24 protein-coding genes are annotated in these 20,934 nt (G+C 69.7%); 12 read left to right on the top strand and 12 right to left on the bottom strand.

Features of this window, described 5'->3' with window-relative positions:
- Nucleotides 1-431 precede the first annotated feature (431 nt).
- The 6 genes from rpmH (at nt 432) to MPPM_RS12160 (ending at nt 4,766) form a co-directional block, all read left to right on the top strand.
- On the top strand, nt 432-566 hold the full coding sequence (gene rpmH / locus MPPM_RS12185; RefSeq protein ID WP_012253788.1) for a 50S ribosomal protein L34: 135 nt from the start codon (nt 432-434) through the stop codon (nt 564-566).
- A gap of 71 nt (nt 567-637) precedes the next feature.
- Nucleotides 638-1,156 carry a ribonuclease P protein component gene (gene rnpA / locus MPPM_RS12180; protein ID WP_096485296.1) on the top strand — a complete coding sequence of 173 codons (519 nt, stop codon included), beginning with the start codon at nt 638-640 and terminating at the stop codon, nt 1,154-1,156.
- Entirely contained in the window at nt 1,149-2,999 is a 1,851-nt protein-coding gene (gene yidC / locus MPPM_RS12175; RefSeq protein ID WP_096485295.1) for a membrane protein insertase YidC, read from the top strand. The genes rnpA and yidC overlap by 8 nt, the downstream gene beginning before the upstream one ends.
- A 124-nt stretch (nt 3,000-3,123) precedes the next feature.
- The gene (yihA, locus tag MPPM_RS12170; RefSeq protein ID WP_096485294.1) at nt 3,124-3,783 is read left to right on the top strand and encodes a ribosome biogenesis GTP-binding protein YihA/YsxC; all 660 of its coding nucleotides are present in this window, start codon (nt 3,124-3,126) and stop codon (nt 3,781-3,783) included.
- A complete protein-coding gene (locus MPPM_RS12165; RefSeq protein WP_096485293.1) occupies nt 3,780-4,151 on the top strand; it encodes a DUF423 domain-containing protein in 372 nt (123 codons plus the stop codon). Before yihA ends, MPPM_RS12165 begins: the two co-directional genes overlap by 4 nt.
- A gap of 27 nt (nt 4,152-4,178) precedes the next feature.
- A complete protein-coding gene (locus MPPM_RS12160; RefSeq protein WP_096485292.1) occupies nt 4,179-4,766 on the top strand; it encodes a hypothetical protein in 588 nt (195 codons plus the stop codon).
- A 7-nt stretch (nt 4,767-4,773) separates the two neighbouring features.
- On the opposite strand, the gene MPPM_RS12155 is transcribed toward MPPM_RS12160, so the two are convergent.
- The 4 genes from MPPM_RS12155 to MPPM_RS12140 form a co-directional block, all read right to left on the bottom strand.
- Nucleotides 4,774-6,213, bottom strand: a complete 1,440-nt coding sequence (locus tag MPPM_RS12155) for a short-chain fatty acid transporter (RefSeq protein WP_096485291.1) — start codon at nt 6,211-6,213, stop codon at nt 4,774-4,776.
- Between the two features lie 143 nt (nt 6,214-6,356).
- Nucleotides 6,357-7,031, bottom strand: a complete 675-nt coding sequence (locus tag MPPM_RS12150; protein WP_096485290.1) for a metallophosphoesterase family protein — start codon at nt 7,029-7,031, stop codon at nt 6,357-6,359.
- A 149-nt stretch (nt 7,032-7,180) separates the two neighbouring features.
- Nucleotides 7,181-9,805, bottom strand: coding sequence for an ATP-dependent chaperone ClpB (gene clpB, locus MPPM_RS12145; protein WP_096485289.1), 2,625 nt, complete (start codon nt 9,803-9,805; stop codon nt 7,181-7,183).
- Nucleotides 9,806-10,027: 222 nt separating this feature from the next.
- Nucleotides 10,028-10,822 (bottom strand): MOSC domain-containing protein, encoded by a 795-nt coding sequence (locus tag MPPM_RS12140; protein ID WP_096485288.1) that lies wholly within the window; start codon nt 10,820-10,822, stop codon nt 10,028-10,030.
- 135 nt (nt 10,823-10,957) lie between these two features.
- On the opposite strand from MPPM_RS12140, the gene MPPM_RS12135 reads away from it, so the two are divergent.
- Nucleotides 10,958-11,737: an MOSC domain-containing protein gene (locus MPPM_RS12135; RefSeq protein ID WP_096485287.1), complete on the top strand. Its 780-nt coding sequence runs from the start codon at nt 10,958-10,960 to the stop codon at nt 11,735-11,737.
- Nucleotides 11,738-11,771: 34 nt separating this feature from the next.
- On the opposite strand, the gene MPPM_RS27980 is transcribed toward MPPM_RS12135, so the two are convergent.
- Nucleotides 11,772-12,056 (bottom strand): energy transducer TonB family protein, encoded by a 285-nt coding sequence (locus MPPM_RS27980; protein WP_157914172.1) that lies wholly within the window; start codon nt 12,054-12,056, stop codon nt 11,772-11,774.
- Nucleotides 12,057-12,171: 115 nt separating this feature from the next.
- Nucleotides 12,172-12,399 (bottom strand): hypothetical protein, encoded by a 228-nt coding sequence (locus tag MPPM_RS12125; protein ID WP_096485285.1) that lies wholly within the window; start codon nt 12,397-12,399, stop codon nt 12,172-12,174.
- A 279-nt stretch (nt 12,400-12,678) separates the two neighbouring features.
- Here MPPM_RS12125 and argB point away from each other — a divergent pair, with 279 nt between their 5' ends.
- The 3 genes from argB to MPPM_RS12110 all read left to right on the top strand — a co-directional run bounded on the left by argB (nt 12,679) and on the right by MPPM_RS12110 (nt 14,831).
- A complete protein-coding gene (gene argB, locus MPPM_RS12120) occupies nt 12,679-13,575 on the top strand; it encodes an acetylglutamate kinase (protein WP_096485284.1) in 897 nt (298 codons plus the stop codon).
- An 87-nt stretch (nt 13,576-13,662) separates the two neighbouring features.
- Nucleotides 13,663-14,409, top strand: a complete 747-nt coding sequence (locus MPPM_RS12115; RefSeq protein ID WP_096485283.1) for a pyrimidine 5'-nucleotidase — start codon at nt 13,663-13,665, stop codon at nt 14,407-14,409.
- On the top strand, nt 14,406-14,831 hold the full coding sequence (locus MPPM_RS12110; protein ID WP_096485282.1) for a metallopeptidase family protein: 426 nt from the start codon (nt 14,406-14,408) through the stop codon (nt 14,829-14,831). The genes MPPM_RS12115 and MPPM_RS12110 overlap by 4 nt, the downstream gene beginning before the upstream one ends.
- Before the next feature lie 4 nt (nt 14,832-14,835).
- Here the strand turns inward: MPPM_RS12110 and MPPM_RS12105 are convergent, their stop codons facing one another.
- The 5 genes from MPPM_RS12105 to MPPM_RS12085 form a co-directional block, all read right to left on the bottom strand.
- Nucleotides 14,836-16,068, bottom strand: a complete 1,233-nt coding sequence (locus tag MPPM_RS12105; protein WP_096485281.1) for a peptide ABC transporter permease — start codon at nt 16,066-16,068, stop codon at nt 14,836-14,838.
- 230 nt (nt 16,069-16,298) lie between these two features.
- On the bottom strand, nt 16,299-16,829 hold the full coding sequence (locus MPPM_RS12100) for a DUF2937 family protein (protein WP_096485280.1): 531 nt from the start codon (nt 16,827-16,829) through the stop codon (nt 16,299-16,301).
- 74 nt (nt 16,830-16,903) lie between these two features.
- Nucleotides 16,904-17,170, bottom strand: coding sequence for a hypothetical protein (locus tag MPPM_RS12095; RefSeq protein WP_096485279.1), 267 nt, complete (start codon nt 17,168-17,170; stop codon nt 16,904-16,906).
- A gap of 10 nt (nt 17,171-17,180) precedes the next feature.
- Complete coding sequence (locus MPPM_RS12090) at nt 17,181-18,188, bottom strand: WD40 repeat domain-containing protein (protein WP_096485278.1); 1,008 nt, start codon at nt 18,186-18,188, stop codon at nt 17,181-17,183.
- Between the two features lie 17 nt (nt 18,189-18,205).
- Entirely contained in the window at nt 18,206-18,880 is a 675-nt protein-coding gene (locus MPPM_RS12085; protein ID WP_096485277.1) for a YoaK family protein, read from the bottom strand.
- Nucleotides 18,881-19,146: 266 nt separating this feature from the next.
- On the opposite strand from MPPM_RS12085, the gene MPPM_RS12080 reads away from it, so the two are divergent.
- A complete protein-coding gene (locus tag MPPM_RS12080) occupies nt 19,147-19,566 on the top strand; it encodes a response regulator (RefSeq protein WP_096485276.1) in 420 nt (139 codons plus the stop codon).
- 35 nt (nt 19,567-19,601) lie between these two features.
- The gene (locus tag MPPM_RS12075) at nt 19,602-19,955 is read left to right on the top strand and encodes a photosystem reaction center subunit H (protein WP_096485275.1); all 354 of its coding nucleotides are present in this window, start codon (nt 19,602-19,604) and stop codon (nt 19,953-19,955) included.
- 110 nt (nt 19,956-20,065) lie between these two features.
- On the opposite strand, the gene MPPM_RS12070 is transcribed toward MPPM_RS12075, so the two are convergent.
- The gene (locus tag MPPM_RS12070; RefSeq protein ID WP_157914171.1) at nt 20,066-20,923 is read right to left on the bottom strand and encodes a hypothetical protein; all 858 of its coding nucleotides are present in this window, start codon (nt 20,921-20,923) and stop codon (nt 20,066-20,068) included.
- Nucleotides 20,924-20,934: the final 11 nt, after the last annotated feature.

Here is a 20,934-nt window from a genome sequence, read left to right as displayed (position 1 = left end):
GTCTTACAGGGAGGCATCAAACAGACTGGACAGAGACCCCAATCGGGATCCAGACAATCTGGATGTGCCTCTTTGTAGAACGGAAAGGTTAACGCTCAGTTAACCAGCCACAAATCATCCTGGAATTCCGGCTCGCACTTCCGCGACGACCCAAATCGGAAAGATGGAACCTGAGCCGTTCGCGGTTCAGGCGATCCAATACCCACGGCCCTCCGCCTCGGCCGTCGCGGCTTGGTCCGGCGCAGCGCACCTGCGTCGGGGTGCCGTCATTGACTTGCGGCGCCCCCTCCGCCATAAGCCGCGCCATTGCGAAGCGGCGCCCCGTTCCGGGCGCCCTTCGCGTTTGCAGATCCCATTTCGAGGTTCACACACGGTCCGCGCGCTGATCGCAAGCGCCGCCGGGTCGATACCTCGACCGCCGGAGACCGACCATGAAGAGAACCTACCAGCCCAGCAAGCTCGTCCGTAAGCGTCGTCACGGCTTCCGCGCCCGCATGGCGACCGCCGGCGGACGCAAGGTCATCGCCGCCCGCCGCGCGCACGGCCGCAAGCGCCTCTCGGCCTGACACAATCCGTGGCGCCGCACGCTGGCGCCGCGCTTCGCAACACGAGCCCGCGAATCGGGATCGGAGCGCCCGTGCCGACGATCGGACGTCTCCGGCGGCGCCCGGATTTCCTGGCAGCCGCCCAGGGCCGACGCTTCCACACGGAACGCATGAGTGCCCAGGGGCGCCTGCGCGCTTCCGACGAGACCCGCGACGGCGCGACCGCCGAGGGACTCTTCCTCGGCTTCACCATCACCAAGCGCGTAGGGCATGCGACCGAACGCAACCGGATCCGGCGACGCCTGCGCAGCGCCGTCGCTGCCGTGGCGGCGGACGCCCCTTCGATCGGAGCGGATGTCGTGGTGATCGCCCGACGCCCGGCCCTCGACGCCCCCTTCGAGAGCCTCGTCGAGGATCTGCGCCGCGCGCTTCATTCGGTAACGCGCCCGGCCGCGCCGCGCACCGGCGACGCCGCCCGGTCGCCCTCGTCCAAGCCGCCCTCGTCCCGATCGCGACGCGGCGGCTCACGCTCCGGTAGCGGCGCGGCCGCGGGCGGAACGTCCTCTTTTCCCTCCACATCGAAGGCGCCTGACGGATCGACCGATGGGTAACGACAAGACGAACATGTTCGTCGCCATCGCCTTGTCGCTGGTGGTCCTGCTTGGCTGGCATTACTTCGTCACCGGGCCGGCCAGCGAGCGGCAGCGACAGGCGGCGCAGAGCCAGACCGCACAGCAACCGGGCGCGGCGCAGACGGCCGACGGCATTCCTGCCCCGAGCCCCCGGGAGGGCAGCCCCAACGCGCCCATGCCCGGCACCGTGCCGGGCACCGCCGCGCAGGGCCCCGTCGCCCGCGAGGACGCGCTCGCCCGCTCCGCCCGCGTCCGCCTCGACACGCCGGCGCTCTACGGCTCGATCGCGCTCAAGGGCGCGCGCATCGATGACGTGAGCCTCAAGAACTACCACGAGACCGTCAGCGACGAGAGCCCGCGCATCGTGCTGCTCTCGCCCACCGGCAGCGCCAACCCCTACTACGCCGAGTTCGGCTGGGTCGGCGCCAATGCCGGTCCGCTGCCCAACGGCGACACGGTGTGGAAGGCCGACGGCGACCTGCTCGCCCCCGGCAAGCCGCTGACGCTGAGCTGGGACAACGGCCAGGGCCTCGTGTTCAAGCGCATGATCGCCGTGGACGACAAGTTCATGTTCACGGTGCGCGACGAGGTGGAGAACACCTCGGCCAACCCCGTCACGCTCTTCCCCTACAGCCTCGTCTCGCGCTGGGGTAAGCCGCACACCCAGGGCTACTACGTGCTGCACGAGGGCCTGATCGGCGTTCTCGGCAACGACGGCCTGCAGGAATACACCTACGACAAGGTTGCCAAGGAGCCCGCCTACGGCGGCCCCGGCACCCTGGGCAAGGCCTGGACGAACGTGACCGGCGGCTGGGTCGGCATCACCGACAAGTACTGGGCCGCCGCCGCGATCCCGGAGCAGGACAAGCCGTTCACCGGCGCCTTCACCGAGCGCACCGACGGCGCCACCAAGGTCTACCAGACCTCCGTGCGCGGCGACGCGGTCACGGTCGCGCCGAACGCCTCCTCGGCCACCACCCAGCGCCTGTTCGCGGGCGCCAAGGAGGTGAACCAGATCAACGCCTACGAGCGCGAGCTCGGCATCAAGCAGTTCGATCTGATGATCGACTGGGGCTGGTTCTGGTTCCTGACCAAGCCGATGTTCCGGGCGCTGGACTTCTTCTTCCATCTCGCCGGCAATTTCGGCGTCTCGATCCTGCTCGTGACGCTGATCCTGAAGATCTTCTTCCTGCCGATCGCCAACCGCTCCTACGTCTCCATGGCCAAGATGAAGGCCGTGCAGCCGGAGATGACCTCTATCCGGGAGCGCTACAAGGACGATCGGACGAAGCAGCAGCAGGCGATGATGGAGTTGTACAAGAAGGAGAAGATCAATCCGGTCGCCGGCTGCTGGCCGGTGCTGATCCAGATCCCGGTCTTCTTCGCGCTGTACAAGGTCCTGTTCATCACCATCGAGATGCGGCACGCGCCCTTCTTCGGCTGGATCCAGGACCTCGCCGCGCCCGATCCGACGAGCATCGTGAACCTGTTCGGCCTGCTGCCCTTCGCCGCCCCCGACTTCATCCATCTGGGCGTGTGGCCGATCATCATGGGCATCACGATGTTCGTTCAGATGAAGATGAACCCCGCGCCGCCGGACCCGGTCCAAGCGCAGGTCTTCGCCTTCATGCCGATCGTGTTCACCTTCATGCTCGGCTCGTTCCCCGCCGGCCTCGTGATCTACTGGGCCTGGAACAACACCCTCTCGGTGATCCAGCAATACATCATCATGCGCCGCAACGGCGTGAAGGTGGAATTGTGGGACAACCTCAGGGGCATGTTCAAACGCGGCGACAAGAAAGCCGCGGCCACCAAGGGCTGACCGCGACAGCCCTCTCCCCAGCCCGCGGATCCCGGACCTGTCCGGGATCCGCTCCGCATTCCGGCCCGGGCCGAGCCCGCCCGGCTTCATCGGGACGGCGTCGGCGGGTAAAGCGATATCCGTGATGACCGAAGCCGCCACCGACGCCCCCTCCCCCGAATTGCTGGAAGCCGGCCGCCTGCTGTTCGCGGGTGAGGCCGAGTTCACCGCCGCCGCTCCGGCACTCGGCGCCCTGCCAGCGATGGAAGGCGTGGAGATCGCCTTTGCCGGACGTTCGAACGTCGGCAAGTCGAGCCTCGTCAACGCCCTGACCGGGCGCAACACCCTGGCGCGCACCTCGCACACGCCGGGCCGGACCCAGCAGCTCAACTTCTTCCGCATCGGCGGGCGCCTGATGCTCGTCGACATGCCGGGCTACGGCTACGCCGCCGTCGAGAAGGCCAAGGTCGAGGCCTGGACGCAGTTGATCCACGCCTACCTGAAGGGCCGCTCGAACCTTGCGCGCGTCTACGTGCTGATCGATTCCCGGCACGGTCTGAAGTCGATCGACACCGATCTGCTCGACGGGCTCGACAAGGCGGCCGTGTCCTACCAGATCGTGCTGACCAAGGGCGACGCCCTCAAGAAATCCGAGATCGACCGGCGCATCGCCGGCATCCAGGCCGCGCTCGCGAAGCGCCCGGCGGCCTATCCGGAGGTGCTGCTCACCTCGAGCCGCGATGACCGCGGCGTGGCGGAGTTGCGCGCCAGCATCGCCCGTCTGCTGCAGGAGCGCGGCGCGTGAGCGGCCTCGACCGCCTCCTCGCCGCCCTGGCGGCGCTCGCCGGCGGGCTCGGCGTGGCGGCCAGCGCCGCCGCCGCCCATACGAGCGGCGGCGAGACCCTGAAGACTGCCGCGCAGTTCCTGCTGTTCCACGCCCCCGCCATGCTGGCGCTGATCGGTCTCGCCGGAGCAGGACTGGTCCGCACCGGCCTCGCCCGCCTCTCGGCCGTCGCGCTGCTGATCGGCCTCGCGCTGTTCTCGGGCGATCTCGCCCTGCGGGCATTGGCCGGGACGCCGCTGTTTCCCATGGCGGCGCCGAGCGGCGGCGTGGTGCTGATGGCCGGCTGGCTCCTCGCGGCCGTTGCTGTGCTGGTGCCCGCACGGCGCTGAGATAGGCCAGGGGCGAGGGAGGATCGCTTGCTGAGACGCTGGCTCGTGCTCGCCGTCGGCCTCGCGGCGCTTCCCCTCCAGGCCGCGGAGATCGAGGAGAACGAGCCCCTCGTCATGCGGCTGATCTTCGAGGATTGCCTCGGCTACATCCGCCACGGCCGCACGCCGTTCGAGGGGCTCGCCACCCGGCCCGCGTCCCGGGAGGCGATCGCGGAGCTCCCATCCCGCGCGCCGGATCGGGAGAAGGCGGTCGAGCTCCTGTCGCCGCGCTACGTCGCCGCCTGGGGACGCGACGGCCAGACGCGGCACTGCCTGATCCGGACCGTGTGGTGGGCGGAGCGGGACCGGCTTTCGGCCCGCCTCGGCGTACGGGCGGCGGGTTTCCTCTCGCGCGTCACCGAGAGGGCGCGCACCGCGGGCTTCGAGGAAGCCTTCCCGGCGGACACCTTCTCCTCGCTCGCCACGAGCCACTGGTCGGAGAAGAGCACCGGCCACGACAGCGGCCCGCTGCGGCCCGTCAGCTTCACGATCCTCGCCAGCAGCGGCGACGAGGCCCGCGGCGTCCTGGATGCCGGTCTCATCGTGATGGGCGGCCCGCCGCAGGGCCGCCCCTGACCGTGCCTCAGCCCGGCATCACCGGCGGGTGATATTCCAGCGTGAAGGCGAGCGCCCAGAGCAGGAACAGCACCAGCGGCAGGTGGACGATGAGCTGCAGGAAGCTGAAGCCGACGATGTCGCGGGCCTTCAACCCCAGGATGCCGAGCAGCGGCAGCATGAAGAACGGGTTGATCAGGTTGGGCAGGGCCTCGGCCGCGTTGTAGACCTGCACCGCCCAGCCGAGATGCACCTTCAGCTCATTGGCCGCCTGCATCACGTAGGGCGCCTCCAGCAGCCACTTGCCGCCGCCCGAGGGGATGAAGAAGCCGAGCAGGGCCGAGTAGACGCCCATCGCCAGAGGGAAGCTTCCCTGCGTGTTCAGGGCCACGAAGGCGTGGGCGATCACGTCCGAGAGGCTGTGCCCGGCGGCGTTCTTGGCGCCCGTCAGGATCGCGGCGATGGCGGCGTAGAACGGGAACTGGATCAGGATACCGGCGGTGGCGGGCACCGCCTTCGAGAGGGAGGCCAGGAAGCGCTTCGGCCGCCAATGCAGGACGAGGCCCGCCATCAGGAACAGGAAGTTGTAGGTGTTGAGGTTGGAGATCGCGATCATCCAGTCCTGGCGCGCGAATTCCTGGATCAGCCAACCAGCCGCCAGCAGGCCGATCAGCACCGTCAGGACGGGCGCGTGTTCGAGCCACTCGCCGGGCTGCTTCGGCGGGGGCAGGCTCGCCTCCTCCTTCGACACGTCGACGCCGAGATCCTGGGCCGTCATCGCGGTGTCGCGCCCCGGTGCGGAAGCGACCGCGATCACCGCCGAGATCACCACGAGGATCACGGTGATCAGGATCGACTGCCACAGGAAGATCGTTTCGCTGAACGGGATCACGCCAGTGATCGGCAGCAGGCCCGGCGGCAGGCTCTTCGGATTGGCCTGGAGCTGCGCGGCGGAGGAGGACAGGCCCATCGCCCAGGTGGCGCCGAGGCCGAGATAGGCAGCAGCCCCGGCGGCACGATAATCCATCCGCAAGTCGGTGCGGCGGGCGAGCGCCCGGGCGAGCAGGCCGCCGAAGATCAGGCTGAGCCCCCAGCTCAGGAGCGAGGAGAGCATCGTGGCCAGCGCCACGTAGCCGATGGCGCCGCGCCCGGTCTTGGGCACCAGCGCCATCCGCTCGATCAGCGCCTGGACCGGTGCGGAGGTCGCCACCACGTAGCCGCCGATGGTGACGAAGACCATCTGCATGGTGAAGGGGATCAGGCTCCAGAAGCCGTCGCCGAAGCTCTTGGTCACCGCCTGGACCGGCGCGCCGTTGATGAGGGCGGCGCCGGCCACGATGACGACGGCGATGGCCACGAACACGAAGGCGTCCGGAAACCACTTCTCGGCCCAATCGGTGAAGCGCAGGGCGAGGCGGGCCATCGCCCTCTCCTCGGTCCGGTCGCGGGGCTTTGCGGGCGCATCCATGGACGTCGTCTCCTGATCCGCAGCGCCAGCGGCCGCGGTTATCCCCGTTAGACGGGGAGCCGCGGTCGGGTTCAAGCGGGTCCGGTTACGAAACCTCAGCGCTCACAGAAATCGAGGTCGTCCGCCTGCGCGGCATCGGCACCTCAGCGGGCCGGCACGCGCAGGAATTCAACGGCCGGCCCTTGGCTCTCCGAAAACACGCCCGCCGTCAGCGCGTTGCCGAAGACCGCGCCGGTGTCGAGATTGGTTCGGAAGCGGCGGCAATCCGGCCCGCCTCGGGTCTGCGGCGTGTGGCCATGAACGACGTGGCGGCCGAAATCATGGTCCTCCGACAGGAACGGCTCGCGGATCCAGAGGCGGGTATGCTGATCGGAATCCGGCGCCGCGGCGTCCGAGCGGAAGCCGGCATGGACGTACCAGCGCTGCGCATCCTCGTGCAGGGTCGGCAGGGCCTCGATCCAGTCCAGCACCTCGCCGGGCAGCTCTTCCGGCCCCGAGACCCCGAACGAGGCGAGCGCCTCCGCGCCACCATTGTAGACCCAATGGTCGAGGGCGCCGGGCTCGCGAAGGCTCTTGAGCAACATCTCCTCGTGGTTGCCCATCAGGCAGACCACGTCCTCCGGCTCGCGCCATTGCAGGCGGCGCAGGGTTTCGATCACCCGGGCGCTGTCGGGGCCGCGGTCGATGTAGTCGCCGAGAAAGACGAGCTTTTTCGCTCGGTTCGCCGCATGGGCCTCGATCCGCTCCAGCAGGCGGTCGAGGAGGTCGGCACAGCCGTGGATGTCGCCGATGGCGTAGGTGAGCGTTTCCGCCGTCATCCAGCGGTTGTCGGCGGGAAATCGCTGCGATGCAAGAAGCTGCGGCAACGTCGCCTGAGACGCCAATCGTGACGGCCGCCGCGCATGACGGTCGCCACGAAAAGCACCCCGGCGCGGTTTCCCGCGCCGGGGCTTGATCACTCACCCGATCAGTTCAGCAGCACCCCCGCCGGCCGGCGCTCGGCGGCGACGTCGCCGATCATCAGCCCCGCGGGTCCGACCCGAACCGGCACCGTCTCGCCGTCGTGGATCACGCCGGAGAGGATCGCTTCGGCGAGGGGATCCTGCACGTTCTTCTGGATCACCCGCTTGAGGGGCCGCGCCCCGTAGGCCGGGTCGTAGCCCTTGTCGGCGAGCCAGGTGCGGGCCTCGTCGTCCACGTCGAGGGTGATCTTTCGATCCTCCAGGAGCTTGGCCAGACGCCCGAGCTGGATATCGACGATCGCGCCCATCTCCGAGCGCGCGAGGCGGTGGAACAGGATGATCTCGTCGACCCGGTTCAGGAACTCCGGCCGGAAGTGGCCCCGCACCACGCCCATCACCTCGTCGCGCACCGCATCGGTGTCCTGGCCCGCCGGCTGGTTGACCAGATATTCGGCCCCCAGGTTCGAGGTCATGATGAGCAGCGTGTTGCGGAAGTCGACCGTCCGTCCCTGCCCGTCCGTCAGACGCCCGTCGTCGAGCACCTGCAGCAGGACGTTGAACACGTCTGGATGCGCCTTCTCGACCTCGTCGAACAGCACGACCTGATAGGGCCGGCGCCGCACGGCCTCGGTGAGCGCCCCGCCCTCCTCGTAGCCGACATAGCCCGGAGGCGCGCCGATGAGGCGGGCGACCGCGTGCTTCTCCATGTACTCGGACATGTCGATGCGCACGAGCGCCGTGTCGTCGTCGAACAGGAAGCCGGCGAGCGCCTTCGTCAGCTCGGTCTTGCCGACGCCCGTCGGCCCGAGGAACATGAACGAGCCGATCGGCCGGTTCGGATCCTGCAGGCCGGCGCGCGCCCGGCGGACCGCGGTCGAGACCGCCTCCACCGCCTCGCGCTGGCCGACGACGCGCTTTCCGAGCGCCTCTTCCATCGCGAGCAGCTTCTCGCGCTCACCCTCCAGCATCTTGTCGACCGGCACGCCGGTCCAGCGGGAGACGACGCCCGCGATATGGGCCGGCGTCACCGCCTCCTCGACCATGCCGTCGCGGGCGACCGCGCTCTCGGCCGCGGCCTCGATCTCGGAGAGCTGCTTCTCCAGACCCGGAATCACGCCGTAGGCGAGTTCGCCCGCGCGCTGGTACTGGCCCTGGCGCTGCGCCGCGGCGAGTTCGTTGCGCGCCTCGTCGAGCTTCTTCTTCAGCTCGGCGGCGGCACCCAGCTTGTCCTTCTCGGCCTTCCAGCGCGCCGTGATGGTGGCGGACTGCTCCTCGAGATCGGCCAGCTCCTTCTCCAGGCGCTGGAGCCGGTCGCGGGAGGCGGAATCCGTCTCCTTCTTCAGCGCCTCGCCCTCGATCTTCAGCCGCACGATCTCGCGGTCGACGTTGTCGAGTTCCTCAGGCTTCGAATCGACCTGCATGCGCAGGCGCGAGCCTGCCTCGTCGACGAGGTCGATCGCCTTGTCGGGCAGGAAGCGGTCGGTGATGTAGCGGTTCGACAGGGTCGCCGCCGCGACGAGCGCCGAGTCCTGAATGCGCACGCCGTGGTGCTGCTCGTACTTCTCCTTGATGCCGCGCAGGATCGACACCGTGTCCTCGACGGTGGGCTCGGACACGAAGACGGGCTGGAAGCGGCGGGCGAGCGCGGCGTCCTTCTCGACATGCTTGCGGTACTCGTCGAGCGTGGTCGCGCCGACGCAGTGCAGCTCTCCGCGGGCGAGCGCGGGCTTCAGGAGGTTCGACGCGTCCATGGCGCCATCCGCCTTGCCGGCGCCGACGAGGGTGTGCATCTCGTCGATGAACAGGATGATCTGGCCTTCCGCCGCGGTCACCTCGGAGAGCACGCCCTTCAGCCGCTCCTCGAACTCGCCGCGATACTTCGCGCCGGCGATCAGCGCGCCCATGTCGAGCGCCAGGAGGTTCTTCTCTTTCAGAGATTCCGGCACGTCGCCGTTAACGATGCGCAGGGCCAGCCCCTCGACGATGGCGGTCTTGCCGACGCCGGGCTCGCCGATCAGCACCGGGTTGTTCTTGGTGCGCCGCGACAGCACCTGAATCGTGCGGCGGATCTCCTCGTCGCGGCCGATCACCGGATCGAGCTTGCCGTCACGGGCGGCCTCGGTGAGGTCGCGGGCATACTTCTTCAGCGCGTCGTAGGCGTTCTCGGCACTCGCGTTGTCGGCGGTGCGGCCCTTGCGCAGTGCGTTGATCGCCGCGTTGAGCGAGGCCGCGGTGACGCCCGCCGCGGTCAGGATGCGGCCGGCCTCCGAGTCCTTCTCCACGGCGAAGGCGATCAGCAGTCGCTCGACGGTGACGTAGGAATCACCCGCCTTCTCGGCGGCCTGCTCCGCGGTGTCGAACAGGCGAACGAGTTCGCGCGTCGCCTGCGGCTGCGCGGCGTTGCCTGAGACCTTGGGCTGCTTGGCGAGCCACTGCTCGACCTGCGCATGCGCGACCCGCGACTGGCCACCGGCTCGGTCGATCAGACCGGCGCAGAGCCCTTCGGGATCGTCGAGCAGGACTTTCAAAAGGTGGCCGGGCGCGAGCTGCGGGTTGCCTTCGCGGACGGCGAGATTCTGCGCGGCCTGGACGAAGCCACGGGCGCGCTCGGTGTATTTTTCGAAATTCATGCGTGTAGCCCTTCCCCGGATCGGATGGGTCATCCGCCCGCTCGCGCGGCACGAAGCCCCCGATGCGTTGCCCCGCGGGGTCTTCCCCGCCGGGACACCGGCGCTGTCTTGAGAGCCGCCGGCAGGGCTGAATTGGGTGTTGCGTTTACGTGACACAAGGGGCGAGGGCTGCCGAAACGCGCGCAGGGCGAGTCCGCGGATCGGCTCGGGGAGTGCGGGCGGTCAGGCGGCGTCTTCGGCCCCCGGCCGCACCGCCATCCGGTCGCCGACCGCGATGGCGCCGTCGGCGAGCACTTCGAGGTAGATGCCGAGATCGACATGGCCGAAGTTGCGCTTGAGCGCCTTCGGCAGGTTGGTGTCGCGCGCGGCCGTTTCCGGATTCACGTCGACGGCGGCGCAGCGCGGCGTGCGGGCGAGCCCCCGAAGCCGCAGGGATCCGATCGTCACCTCTTGGTCGACCCAATCCATCTCCGCCCAGGGCTCCAGCCCGTCGACGTAGATGTTGGCGCGGAAGCGCAGGGGGTGAATCGGCTGGCCCGTCCGCTCCTCCAGGGCGCGGACCGAGGCGAGGTTGATGAGCGAGACCGCCCGCATGAAGGCCGGCGAGATCACGCTGCCGTCGGTGAACTTGTGGCCGGCGGCCCGCACGAGGCGCGGCCGCCCCTTCGCCGCCGGGCCGATATAGCCCTCGAAGAAAGACTCCACCGCCGCCCGGCCCGATGCGCTCGCCAGATCCTCGCTCAGGACCGTCACGCCGTCGCGGATCACCGTGAGCCGTCCGGTCTCGGGATCGAACCGCGTCGAGAGCGCCGCCAGCACCTCGTTGCTGCGCAGCATCAGGAAGAAGCCCTTGTCGAGGGGCTCGGGGTTCTGCGGATCGAAATCCGTGGTGCCGAGCGCGAGGGCGTATTCGCGGTCGAAGGCGAGGCCGGAGGCGCGGGCCAGCGTCAGCGCCGGAAGCGGCTCGGCCGAGAGGCCCTTGACCGGATATCTGTAGAGCGCGGTGACCTCGGCCATCTGTCCTCATCCTCCTGGGGAGGCGGCAGGCTGACCGAGACCGTGCCGGAGGGCCATGCGGAATTCTCCGTAGAAGCGGCGCGGCGGCGGCCGGCCCGGTTGCAAACCGTGCGGGGCCGGGCGTAGCGGTGAGGGATGAGCCAGAGCCCCGCCCTCCGCATCGCCGCCCTCTACCGCTATCCCGTGAAGGGGCTCTCGCCCGAGGCGCTGGAGGCGGCTGAGCTGGAAACCAGCGGCTACTTCCCCGGCGATCGGCTCTACGCCATCGAGAACGGCCCCTCCGGCTTCAACGAGGTGGCGCCGCGCCACCTGCCCAAGGTCGCCTACCTGATGCTGATGCGCAACGAGGCGCTGGCGCGGCTTCGCACGCGCTTCGATCCGGCCACGCATCGCTTGGAGATCGAGGAGAACGGCCAGCAGGCCGTCTCGGCCGATCTCGCCACCGAGGAGGGCCGGTCGGCGGTCGCCGACTTCATGAAGGGGTTCCTGCCGCACGAGTTGCGCGGGGCGCCGCGGGTGCTGGCCTCGCCGCCGGGCTACCGCTTCACCGACGCCCGCGACGGCTACGTCTCGCTCGTCAACCGGGCGAGCGTGCAGGCGATCGAGGACATGGTCGGCGCCCCCGTCGACCCTCTTCGCTTCCGCGCCAACCTCTATCTCGACGGGCTCGAGCCGTGGGCGGAGAACGACCTGCTCGGAAAGGTCGTGGAGACGTCGGACGGGGTGCGGCTGAAGCTGGCGCGCCGCACGGTGCGCTGCGCAGCGGTCAACGTCGATCCGGAGACGGGCATCCGCGATCTGGCGATCCCGCCGACTCTGTCGAAAAACCTCGGCCACAGCGATTGCGGTGTCTACGCCGAGGTGCTGAACGGCGGGACCGTGCGGGCGGGCGAGGTTCTGAACGTGGTCGGATAGGCGCGGATCCGGGTCCGCCCTGAAGCGAGACCCGTCAGCGATTTCGGGGAGTGAACCGCAGGGGAACCACGACGGCGATTGTGGAGCTCCCGAGCTCGTCGGGGATCGGCAGCAATTTGGACCCGACCGGCACCGCCTTGAGGACCAAACCGTCGATGTAGGGGCTGCCCGAGGATGCGCGGATTTCAGACGCCGTGACCTCGCCCGATGCGGCGATCACGAGCTTCAGCGTCGCCGTGCCATCGGTCGTGCTACGGTTGCGGATGCGCCGGGCCCTGTCCCCGATCGCCTGGTGGAGCCGGAGCTTGTAGGACGACAAGACCGGCGGATCGGCGGGTCTTCCGTCCTGGGCCGAGGCAGAGCCGAGCGCGAGGATCAGGCCGAGGGCGAGCGACGCGCAGGTTCGAACGCCAGGCACCGCGCGATCGTCCGCTTCAAACCCGGCGCTGCCGGCCCGCGCGGGCGGTGAGCCAGAGCGGCTCGGGTTCGGCGCAGGGCAGGAGCGCGGCGACCGCGTCGAGATCGACGGCGTAGTTCTCGGTGAGCTGGCGCCAGACGTCGGCCGACGAGCTCGCACCCTGGCCGAGACGCTCGACGACCCGGGCGAGGAGACCAGGATGAGTAAGGCTTGGACGCGGCGTCACCAGATCAGCATTCAGCATGGCCGGCCCCTCTGTTCGGCCGGAGAAAAATTGGCGAGGATGGTTAACGGTGGATTAAGTCCTCTGGCGAAACCTCAACAGGTGCGTGATCGCCGGCCGAACCTCGCCCTCGGGACTGACGCGAGCGGCCCCTGCCCCCGCGGGCCGGCGATGTCCCGGCCACCGCGGCGCGGCTCTCGCAAAATCGCGACCAGGCAATGTCTTCGCTCTGCACAAAGCCTGCGGTAGAAGCCCTGCCGAATCCGCCCCCGACTCGAACAGAGAGCCAGGACGACCGCGATGACCGATCCGCTGCCGAACGTGCATGTGCGCGCCGAAATCCTGACCCAGGCCCTGCCGCACATGCAGCGCTACGATCAGGAGATCGTGGTCATCAAGTACGGCGGCCACGCCATGGGCGACCCGGCGGCGGCGGAGGATTTCGCCGAGGACATCGTGCTGCTCGAACAATCCGGCCTCAAGCCGATCGTCGTGCACGGCGGTGGGCCGCAGATCGGCAAAATGCTGGCCCGGCTCGGCATCGAATCGGAGTTCCGCGGCGGCCTGCGCGTCACCGACGAGGCCACCGTCGAGGTGGTCGAGATGGTGCTGGCCGGCTCGATCAACAAACAGATCGTCGGCTGGATCGCCGCCGAGGGCGGCCGGGCGATCGGCCTGTGCGGCAAGGACGGCAACATGGTCCGCGCCAAGCGGGCCCTGCGCACCGTCAAGGACCCGGACAGCAACATCGAGCAGGCGATCGACCTCGGCCTCGTCGGCGAGCCCGAGCATGTCGAGCGCGGCGTGCTCGACGCGGTGCTGAAGGCCGAGCTGATCCCGGTGCTCGCCCCCGTCGCCTACGGCGAGGACGGCAAGACCTACAACGTCAACGCCGACACCTTCGCCGGCGCCATCGCCGGTGCGCTGCGGGCCAAGCGCCTGCTGTTGCTCACCGACGTGCCCGGCGTGCTCGACAAGGACAAGAACCTGATTCAGGAGCTGTCCGTTGAGGATTGCCGGCGGCTGATCGCCGACGGCACCATCACGGGCGGCATGATCCCGAAGGTCGAGACCTGCATCTACGCCCTCGAGCAGGGTGTCGAGGCGGTGGTCATCCTCAACGGCAAGGTGGCGCACGCGGCGCTGCTCGAGCTGTTCACCGATTTCGGTGCGGGCACCCTGATCCGCCGCACCTGACGGCAGCGCTTCCCTGAGGCGCGCGAACGCCTACATACGGGACGGGGCATCCCCGTCCCGTTTCCCCTCTCAAGTGTAATCTTTCCCTTGCTGCTTCCCGGCGAGAGCCACTTCACCACCCCCGACGCCCGCGGATTTTCCGCCGTCGATACCTGGGTGTTCGACCTCGACAACACGCTCTATCCGAGCGACGCGCGGGTCTGGCCGCAGGTGGACGAGCGGATCACGCTCTACGTGATGCGCCTCTACGGCCTCGACGCGATCTCGGCCCGGGCCCTGCAGAAGCATTTCTACCACCATTACGGCACTACCCTGAAGGCGCTGATGGTGGAGGAAGGGGTCGATCCGCACGACTTCCTCGACTTCGCCCACGACATCGACCACTCGACGATCCGGCTCGACGAATCCCTCGGCACCGCCATCGAGCACCTGCCGGGGCGCAAGCTGATCCTGACCAACGGCTCGCGCCGCCACGCCGAGCGGGTCGCGGACAAGCTCGGCATCCTCAACCATTTCGAGGACGTGTTCGATATCGCCGCCGCCGACTTCGTGCCGAAGCCCGACCGCGGCACCTACGAGCGCTTCCTTCTGCGCCACGGCGTCGATCCGCGGCGCTCGGCCCTGTTCGAGGACATCGCCCGCAACCTCGTGGTGCCGCACGACCTCGGTATGGCCACCGTACTCGTGGTGCCTCCGACGCCCGACCCGTTCCGCGAATCCTTCGAGCAGGAGGCGGTGAAGGAGCCGCATATCGACCACATCACCAGCAATCTGGCAGCCTTCCTGGAACGCTGCGTGCTGCCGGTCGCGCCTCGCGCGCCCGACGCGCCATGATTCTCTGGGCCGAGGCCAAGGCCCCGAGCCTCGCCGAGATCGAGGCTCTGGCCGACGCCGCCTTCGCGGCCCTGCCGGAGGAATTCCGCACCCTCTGCGCGGGCGTGCGCATCCATGTCGACGACTTCCCCGACGACGAGACCCTGACCGAGATGGGCTGCGAGTCGGAATTCGACCTGCTCGGCCTGTTCCGGGGCGTCGGGCTGGCGCAGTCCGGCGAGGTCGTCTCGGGGCAGATGCCCAACGTGGTCTGGCTCTACCGCCGGCCGCTGCTCGATTATTGGGCCGAGCACGACGAGACGCTGGGTCATCTCGTCACCCACGTCCTCGTCCACGAGATCGGCCACCATTTCGGCCTCTCCGACGACGACATGGCCGGCATCGAGGCGGCGGCGGACGCGATCGAGACGCCGCAGGCCTGAGGCTTCAACCCCGGGCGGGCAGGCGCGGGATCAGCCCGACCTTAGGCCGGCGGGACCGGAACTGCCCGCGCTCGATCGCCACGAAGGTGAGGATCACCATGGCGAGCGTCGTCAGCCACCAGATCGTGGTGAGGCCGACGCCGATGCAGCCGATGGCAAACGCCGTGGCGAAGGCCGCCATGGCGCAGGGTGCCAGCACGGTCGCGTCGCGGCCGGCGCGGTGGATCGCGCCGTAGAGCGCGAAGGCCGCGGCGAAGGCGCCGACGATGCCGAGCTCGTACCAGAACTCGAACAGCATCGTGGTCGGCGCATTGATCGGCAGGATGCCGAAGATCTTCCCGCGTAGGGCGGTTTCGAGGCCGTGACCGGTCACGAGCCGCACCGGCTCCAGGGTGACGACCTTCTGCCACGCCTTGAGCGCGAGCACGCCCGGCGCCACCGGGCCGAACAGGGCGATGCCGATGGGACGCGCGAGGAACGGCAGCAGCGGTGCGACCACGAGCAGACCCGCAGCCGACAGCGCTGTCACGCGCACGCCGAGCGACAGGCGCCAATGGGTCAGGGCGAAGGCGAGCGCCCCGACGGCCAGCGCGAACAGGGCGGTAACGCCCGGCGCCAGCAGCAGCGCGCCCGCCACCAGCACGACCACGACCAGCGAGCCGATGTCGCGGCGGCGCGAGCGCAGCCACGCCACGGCGGGCCAGGCGAGCAGCGCCAGCAGCACCGCGCCGCGCTCAAGCGCGCTGTCGCCGTCCGGGTTGTCCTTGAGCATCGCGTCGCCGACGAGATTGATCAGGATCGCCACGATGGCGGCGGCGCCGACGCCGAGCGGCAGCAGGTAGAGGTTGGCCGAGCGCATCCGGTCGGGCAGCGCCAGATAGGCCAGCAGCGTCATCACCACGGTGGCGACGAGGTTGGCCAAGCGCTCGCTCGCCGGCCCGGGAAACGGCGTCCAGACCAGGGAGAGCGCCGACCAGAACACCACCAGCATGCCCGCCAGGAAGGACGGCGCGGTCATCAGACGCCTGACGGCCGGCCAGACGGCGCGCTGGTGCTGGTCGATGGCGCTCGCGGTGATCAACAGCACGACGGCGATCGGCGCCAGCACCACGGTGGCGCGCCGCGAGACCTGCGCGGCCACCGGCAGCACCACGAACAGGCCGAAGAAGCCGATGCGGCGCAGCAGGGCCGCCGCGTCGAGGGCGGGATCGACCGTCGTATTCGGGGGACGCGGCATGATCGAGGGAGGACCGGATCCGGCGCCCCTGCGGGTTGCGGGCGCGTGCCTACACCTAGTGCAGGCGGGAGAGCCGGGCTGTAGAGGCGCTGCAACACCCAGAGCATCATCCCGAAAGGTGGTTTGCGGCTTTCGGGAAAAGATGATGTGAGAAGCAAAGGCCAAGAGCGTCGTCCCGGATGCGATATCCGGGACGACGCTCTTGGCTCGCGCAGCAGCGCGAATTTGCATCAGACTGGCGTCGTCTCGGGCCGTGCGCGCCGGCGCCGGCGGGCGAGATGGCGGCCGACATCGCTGGTGACGCGCCAGCCGCCCCAGGCAGCGAGGAAGCCGAGCAGCCCTGCGACGAGGCCGTCCGCGGTGGTCGGCACCGCCGGCTGGTAGTCGCGATAGGCGGCGCGGACGATGTCCCTGTCGGGGTCGCGGGCGATCACGGTCAGGCGCCCGAGCGGACTCGCGGCGGTGTCGAGGGCGAGCTTCTGCGCCTCCAGCCGCTTCAGCCGCTCGACATCCATTCGGGCCGATTCCCCGCGCCGGGCGATGAAGGCGTCGGGGTTGCTGCGCAGGAGCGTCAGCGCCTCGTCGCGACTGCGGCCGGTGGCCTTCGCGTCGGCGTCGAGGGAGGCGATGGAGCGGCGCAGCTCGTCCAGCGCCCCGCCGAGGCGCTGCGTGTATTGCTGCGCGAATTCCGGCGCCTGCGCGGCGATGACCGCCGCGAGCAGTCCGAAGGCGAGGCCGAGCGTGCGGATGACACGGAACACCGGGCGTTCTCCTTCGATGGCGCCTCCCGGTTTGTAGGGCGGTCCGCGCGCGCTGCGAGAGCTTTACGAGGGCTTCAGGGCCGATCCCGCCCGAAAGCCGCCGCCACATCCGCCGCGCTCAAGGCTTCGAGCGCGCCTGCGATCTTCACCGCCCGCGTCTTCTCGCCGGGCGGAAACAGCAGGGCCACCGTCTCGGTGCCGGGGCAGGACGGGTCGGTGCAGACGATCTCGCTCACGGTCATGGCCGTGTCCGGCCCATAGCCGCCCGCCTGCCGGATCCACGCCTCGACGCGCCGCCGGGCGGCGGCGTCGGGTTTTTTCGCGCGTCCGAACAGGGCCATGGCGCGACGGTCAGGCCGGCAGGGTGAGCAGCCCGGCCTGCCCATCGGCGCAGCCGAAGGCGAGGCGTCCGCCGCTGGCGTCCCAGGCGAGCGCCGAGATCGCGCTGCCCTTGACCGCCGGGCGCACCAGCAGCTCGGAGGCGTCAGTGAAGCGCACCAGCAGCACGCAGCCATCCTCGTAGCCGATCGCCAGGACCGGCGCCTTGGGGTGGAACGCCACCCGCGAGACCCGCGCCGGCCGCACGCCGCATTCCCGCGGTGCCTTGCCGGTGGGGCCCTCCTTCGAATCGAACGGCCAGACGATGGCGGCCTCGGCGCCGCTGGTGGCGAGCCACTTGCCGTCCGACGACCACGAGAGCGAGCGCACCTTGGCGGGGTAGCCCGACATCCGCATGTGGCCGCGGTCGGGCTGGAGGCGCCAGCCGTGCAGCGCGTTCTCCTGCATGGTCGAGACGACGAAGCGGCCGTCGGACGACCACGTCACGTCGAGATGCGAGCCCTTCCACTCGATGAATTCGGGCGGCGTCTCGAGGTTCGGGTACCAGAGGCTGACCCCGTTGTAGTGGGCCACCGCCAGCCGGTAGCCCTTCGGCGCGAAGGCGAGGCCGCGGGCGGTGGAGGGCGCGGCAAAGGTCTTCTCCCGTCCCTTGGCGTCGCGGGCGACGACGTTGCGCCCCGAGGCGAAGGCGACCGAGCCGTCGGTGTGGAGCGCCAGGGCGTCGATCCAGCCGCCCCCCTTGGCCTGGGCCAGCTCGCTCGACCGTCCGTCCGCCACCGTCGCGACGACGCGGCCGTCGTCGCCCCCGCTCACCAGCCGGGCGCCATCGCCGGCCGCGACGAGGATGCCGCTGTCGGGATGAGCGGGAGCGGTCTGGACCGCTCCGTCGCGGGCCAGCAGCACCCCGCCATCGGCGAGGGCGAGAGCCAAGGTCTCCTTCAGCCAGTGGGCGGCGGTGACGTGCGCGCCGGCGGCGATGTCCGTTACGTGGTCGGTCAGGGAGGGAGCGGAGACGCTCATGCCGGAGGGGCCTTCCTTCAGATCTTGGTCAGCGTCACCGGCGGCTGCCGGGTGATGACGGTGGACAGGCACGCGGCGAGGCAGAGCCCGGCCGTGACGCAGGCGGGAATCGCCAGGGCCGCGATCCCGAAATGCGCATGGGCGAACGTGCCCGCAACCGCGCCGACGAGGAGCGAGAGCCAGACCGAAGCATCGCCGACCCAGCCGAGCCGGGGCCCCCGTCCGGCGAGCGCCAGCGCCGCCTTCTGCCCGAACGCGAACAGCGCGCCCGTGACGAACGTGGTGCCGGCGCGGAAACCCTGGACATGGGCGAGAACCGCATTCTGCCCGCCCATGGCAAGCGCCAGGAACAGCGAGGCCACGCCGACATGGGCGTGCTCGGCCGCCAGGGCAACCGCCGCGCTGAGCGCCGCCGCCTCCAGGCCGAGCACCGCCGGGACAATCCAGCGGGGCGGGCACAGGGCGGCGATCGCCCCGCCCGAGACTGCGCCGACGAGGAAGGCCGCGATCAGCAGCGCCGGCAGCACGGCGGCGAGCGGCTCGCCGTGGCCGAGCGCAACGGCGAGCTGGGTCGTGTTCCCGCTCATGAGGGAGGTGTAGAGGCCGCCGAGCCGGATGAAGCCGAGCGCATCGACGAAGCCGGCGAGCGCGGTGAGCACCACGCCGAAGCCGATCTGCCAGGGCCGGGTCACGGGGCGGACACGATCGTTAAGCGCTCTTCGCGAGAGGGGCCGGAGCGTAGGCGAAAGACGCCCTCGTCCGACAAGGAGTTAGGGGCGTCCCGGCATCCGATCCGGGTGAATGCAGTCGCGGCTTCCCGCCGTCAAGGTTAACCGATCGGTTACCAAATGCGCGCAAATCGAAGCAATCACGGTGAACGCGGCCCTTCACGGCCCCGTTGGTCCGGCGATCCGCAAGCTCGACTGTTGTTCGAGCACGGGTGAGTTGGAGTTCTGCCATGATCCCCTTCGCTTGCGCCCCCGCCGCCCTGCCCCCGTTCTCCCTGGCGCCCCACGCCGACACGATCCTCGTGGTCGAGGACGAGTCCTTCGTCTGCGAGCTGGCCGTCGAGGCCCTGCTCGACGAGGGCTACCGGGTGCTGACCGCGGCCGATGCGGAGGAGGCGGAGGCGATCCTGTCGAGCGAGCAGGTCGACCTGCTCTTCACCGATATCGATCTGGCCCGCAACACGAACGGCATCGCGCTCGCCCGCAGCGCCCGGCGCAGCCTGCCGCGCCTGCCGGTGGTCTACACCTCCGGCGGCCGCGACGGCCTCTCGCCCGCCGAGGCGGTGAACGAATCGGTGTTCATGCCCAAGCCCTACCGCGCCGCGCAGCTCGTGGCCGTCACCAACGACCTTCTGCGCCACCGCGGCTGACCTTCCGCCAGCCCCCAACCCTAAGAGACGTGACGATGCGTCGCCTGATCGCCTGCGCCTTCCTGATGCTCGCCGCGATGCCGGCAGCCCGAGCCGAATGCGACGTCGAGGATGCCGGACTGGAACCGGCCATCGCCGCGAAGAAGGAGCTTCAGGAGCCCAAGAACGCGCAGATCGTGCGCGACCTGCGCAACCTGCGCGACGCGGCGATCGTGCTCGAGTCCTACGGCTTCCCGAACGAGTGCAAGCGCCTCGTTTCAATCGTGAAGGGGCTGGCCGCCAAGCCCGACGACACGATCAAGCGTAGCAGCGACACTGACGAGGAGAAGGCCGAGGAGATCCAGGAATCCCGCGAGCCGAAGGCGCCGAAGGAGCGCGGCGGCCGCTGAAGCGCTCTTGCGCCGAAATAGGCCGGTTCGGCGCAAGAGCGCGCGTCAAGGCAAAGACTTAGAGGCCGGTTCCGATTGCAACGCGATCGGGAGCGGATCTCGTCAACGCCTCATCGCGGCGGTCCGCTGCCGCCCAGGCGGCAGCGCAGATCGTAGCTCGATACGGCCGGATCGTCGGCGTCGCCGACGGTGACGAGCGAAAGGGTCGCTTCCGGCCGCTCGTAGCCGTAGCTGCAGAAGCCGAAGCCCGTGCCCGAGCAGGCTTCGACCTCAATGGCGCCGCGCTCGATCAGCGCCGCCTCGCGCGAGGCCGGATCATCCGGCGGCGGCCCGTTCACGGGCTTCCAGCCGAGCTGCCGCAACGCCTCCCGGGCGCGGAGGACGGGCTGGCCGTAGACGTTCGGAACGAGGCTCCGGCCATCGCAGAACGCCTCGAGCGGCGCCAGCGGGAGGATGCTCAAGCCCTCGGGACCGTCCGACCTCAGATCGGCCAGGGGCTGCGGAAGGAAGTCGCCGTCCCACAAGCGCAGGGCATCGGCGGCGAAGGTCGCCACCCGCCCGATTGAGCGGCCCGCATCCTTCCGGGCATAGACGACCGCCCGCAATGCCTCGCCCTCGAAGATCCCGACATTGCCGGCAGCGATCTCGCAGGAGCCGCTGGTGCCCTGGGTGAAGCGGCCGGCGAAGCTGACCGCCTGAAACCGCCCGAGTCGCGCCTCGCCGGTCACCCCCCAGCCGGCGGCGGCGACCTGCCGGGCCGCCGCGGACCGCGGAGTCGCGAGGAAGTGGGAGCAGAATTCGCGCTCGCCGGCCTCCGGCGCCTTCGGCAGGCTCGAGAGCGGCGTGATCACCACCGCCCTGACCGAGGACAAGACCCGGAGGCGCGCCGGCTCCGCCCGCGAGGGGATGGGCGTGGCGCCGATCAAGAGACCGGCGATCAGGAGCGGGGTGACGGCACGGCGGTTCATGCGCTCCATCG

The organism is Methylorubrum populi (genome assembly GCF_002355515.1).
Taxonomy (GTDB): Bacteria; Pseudomonadota; Alphaproteobacteria; order Rhizobiales; family Beijerinckiaceae; genus Methylobacterium; species Methylobacterium populi_A.
This window is presented reverse-complemented; position numbering and strand designations above follow the sequence as displayed.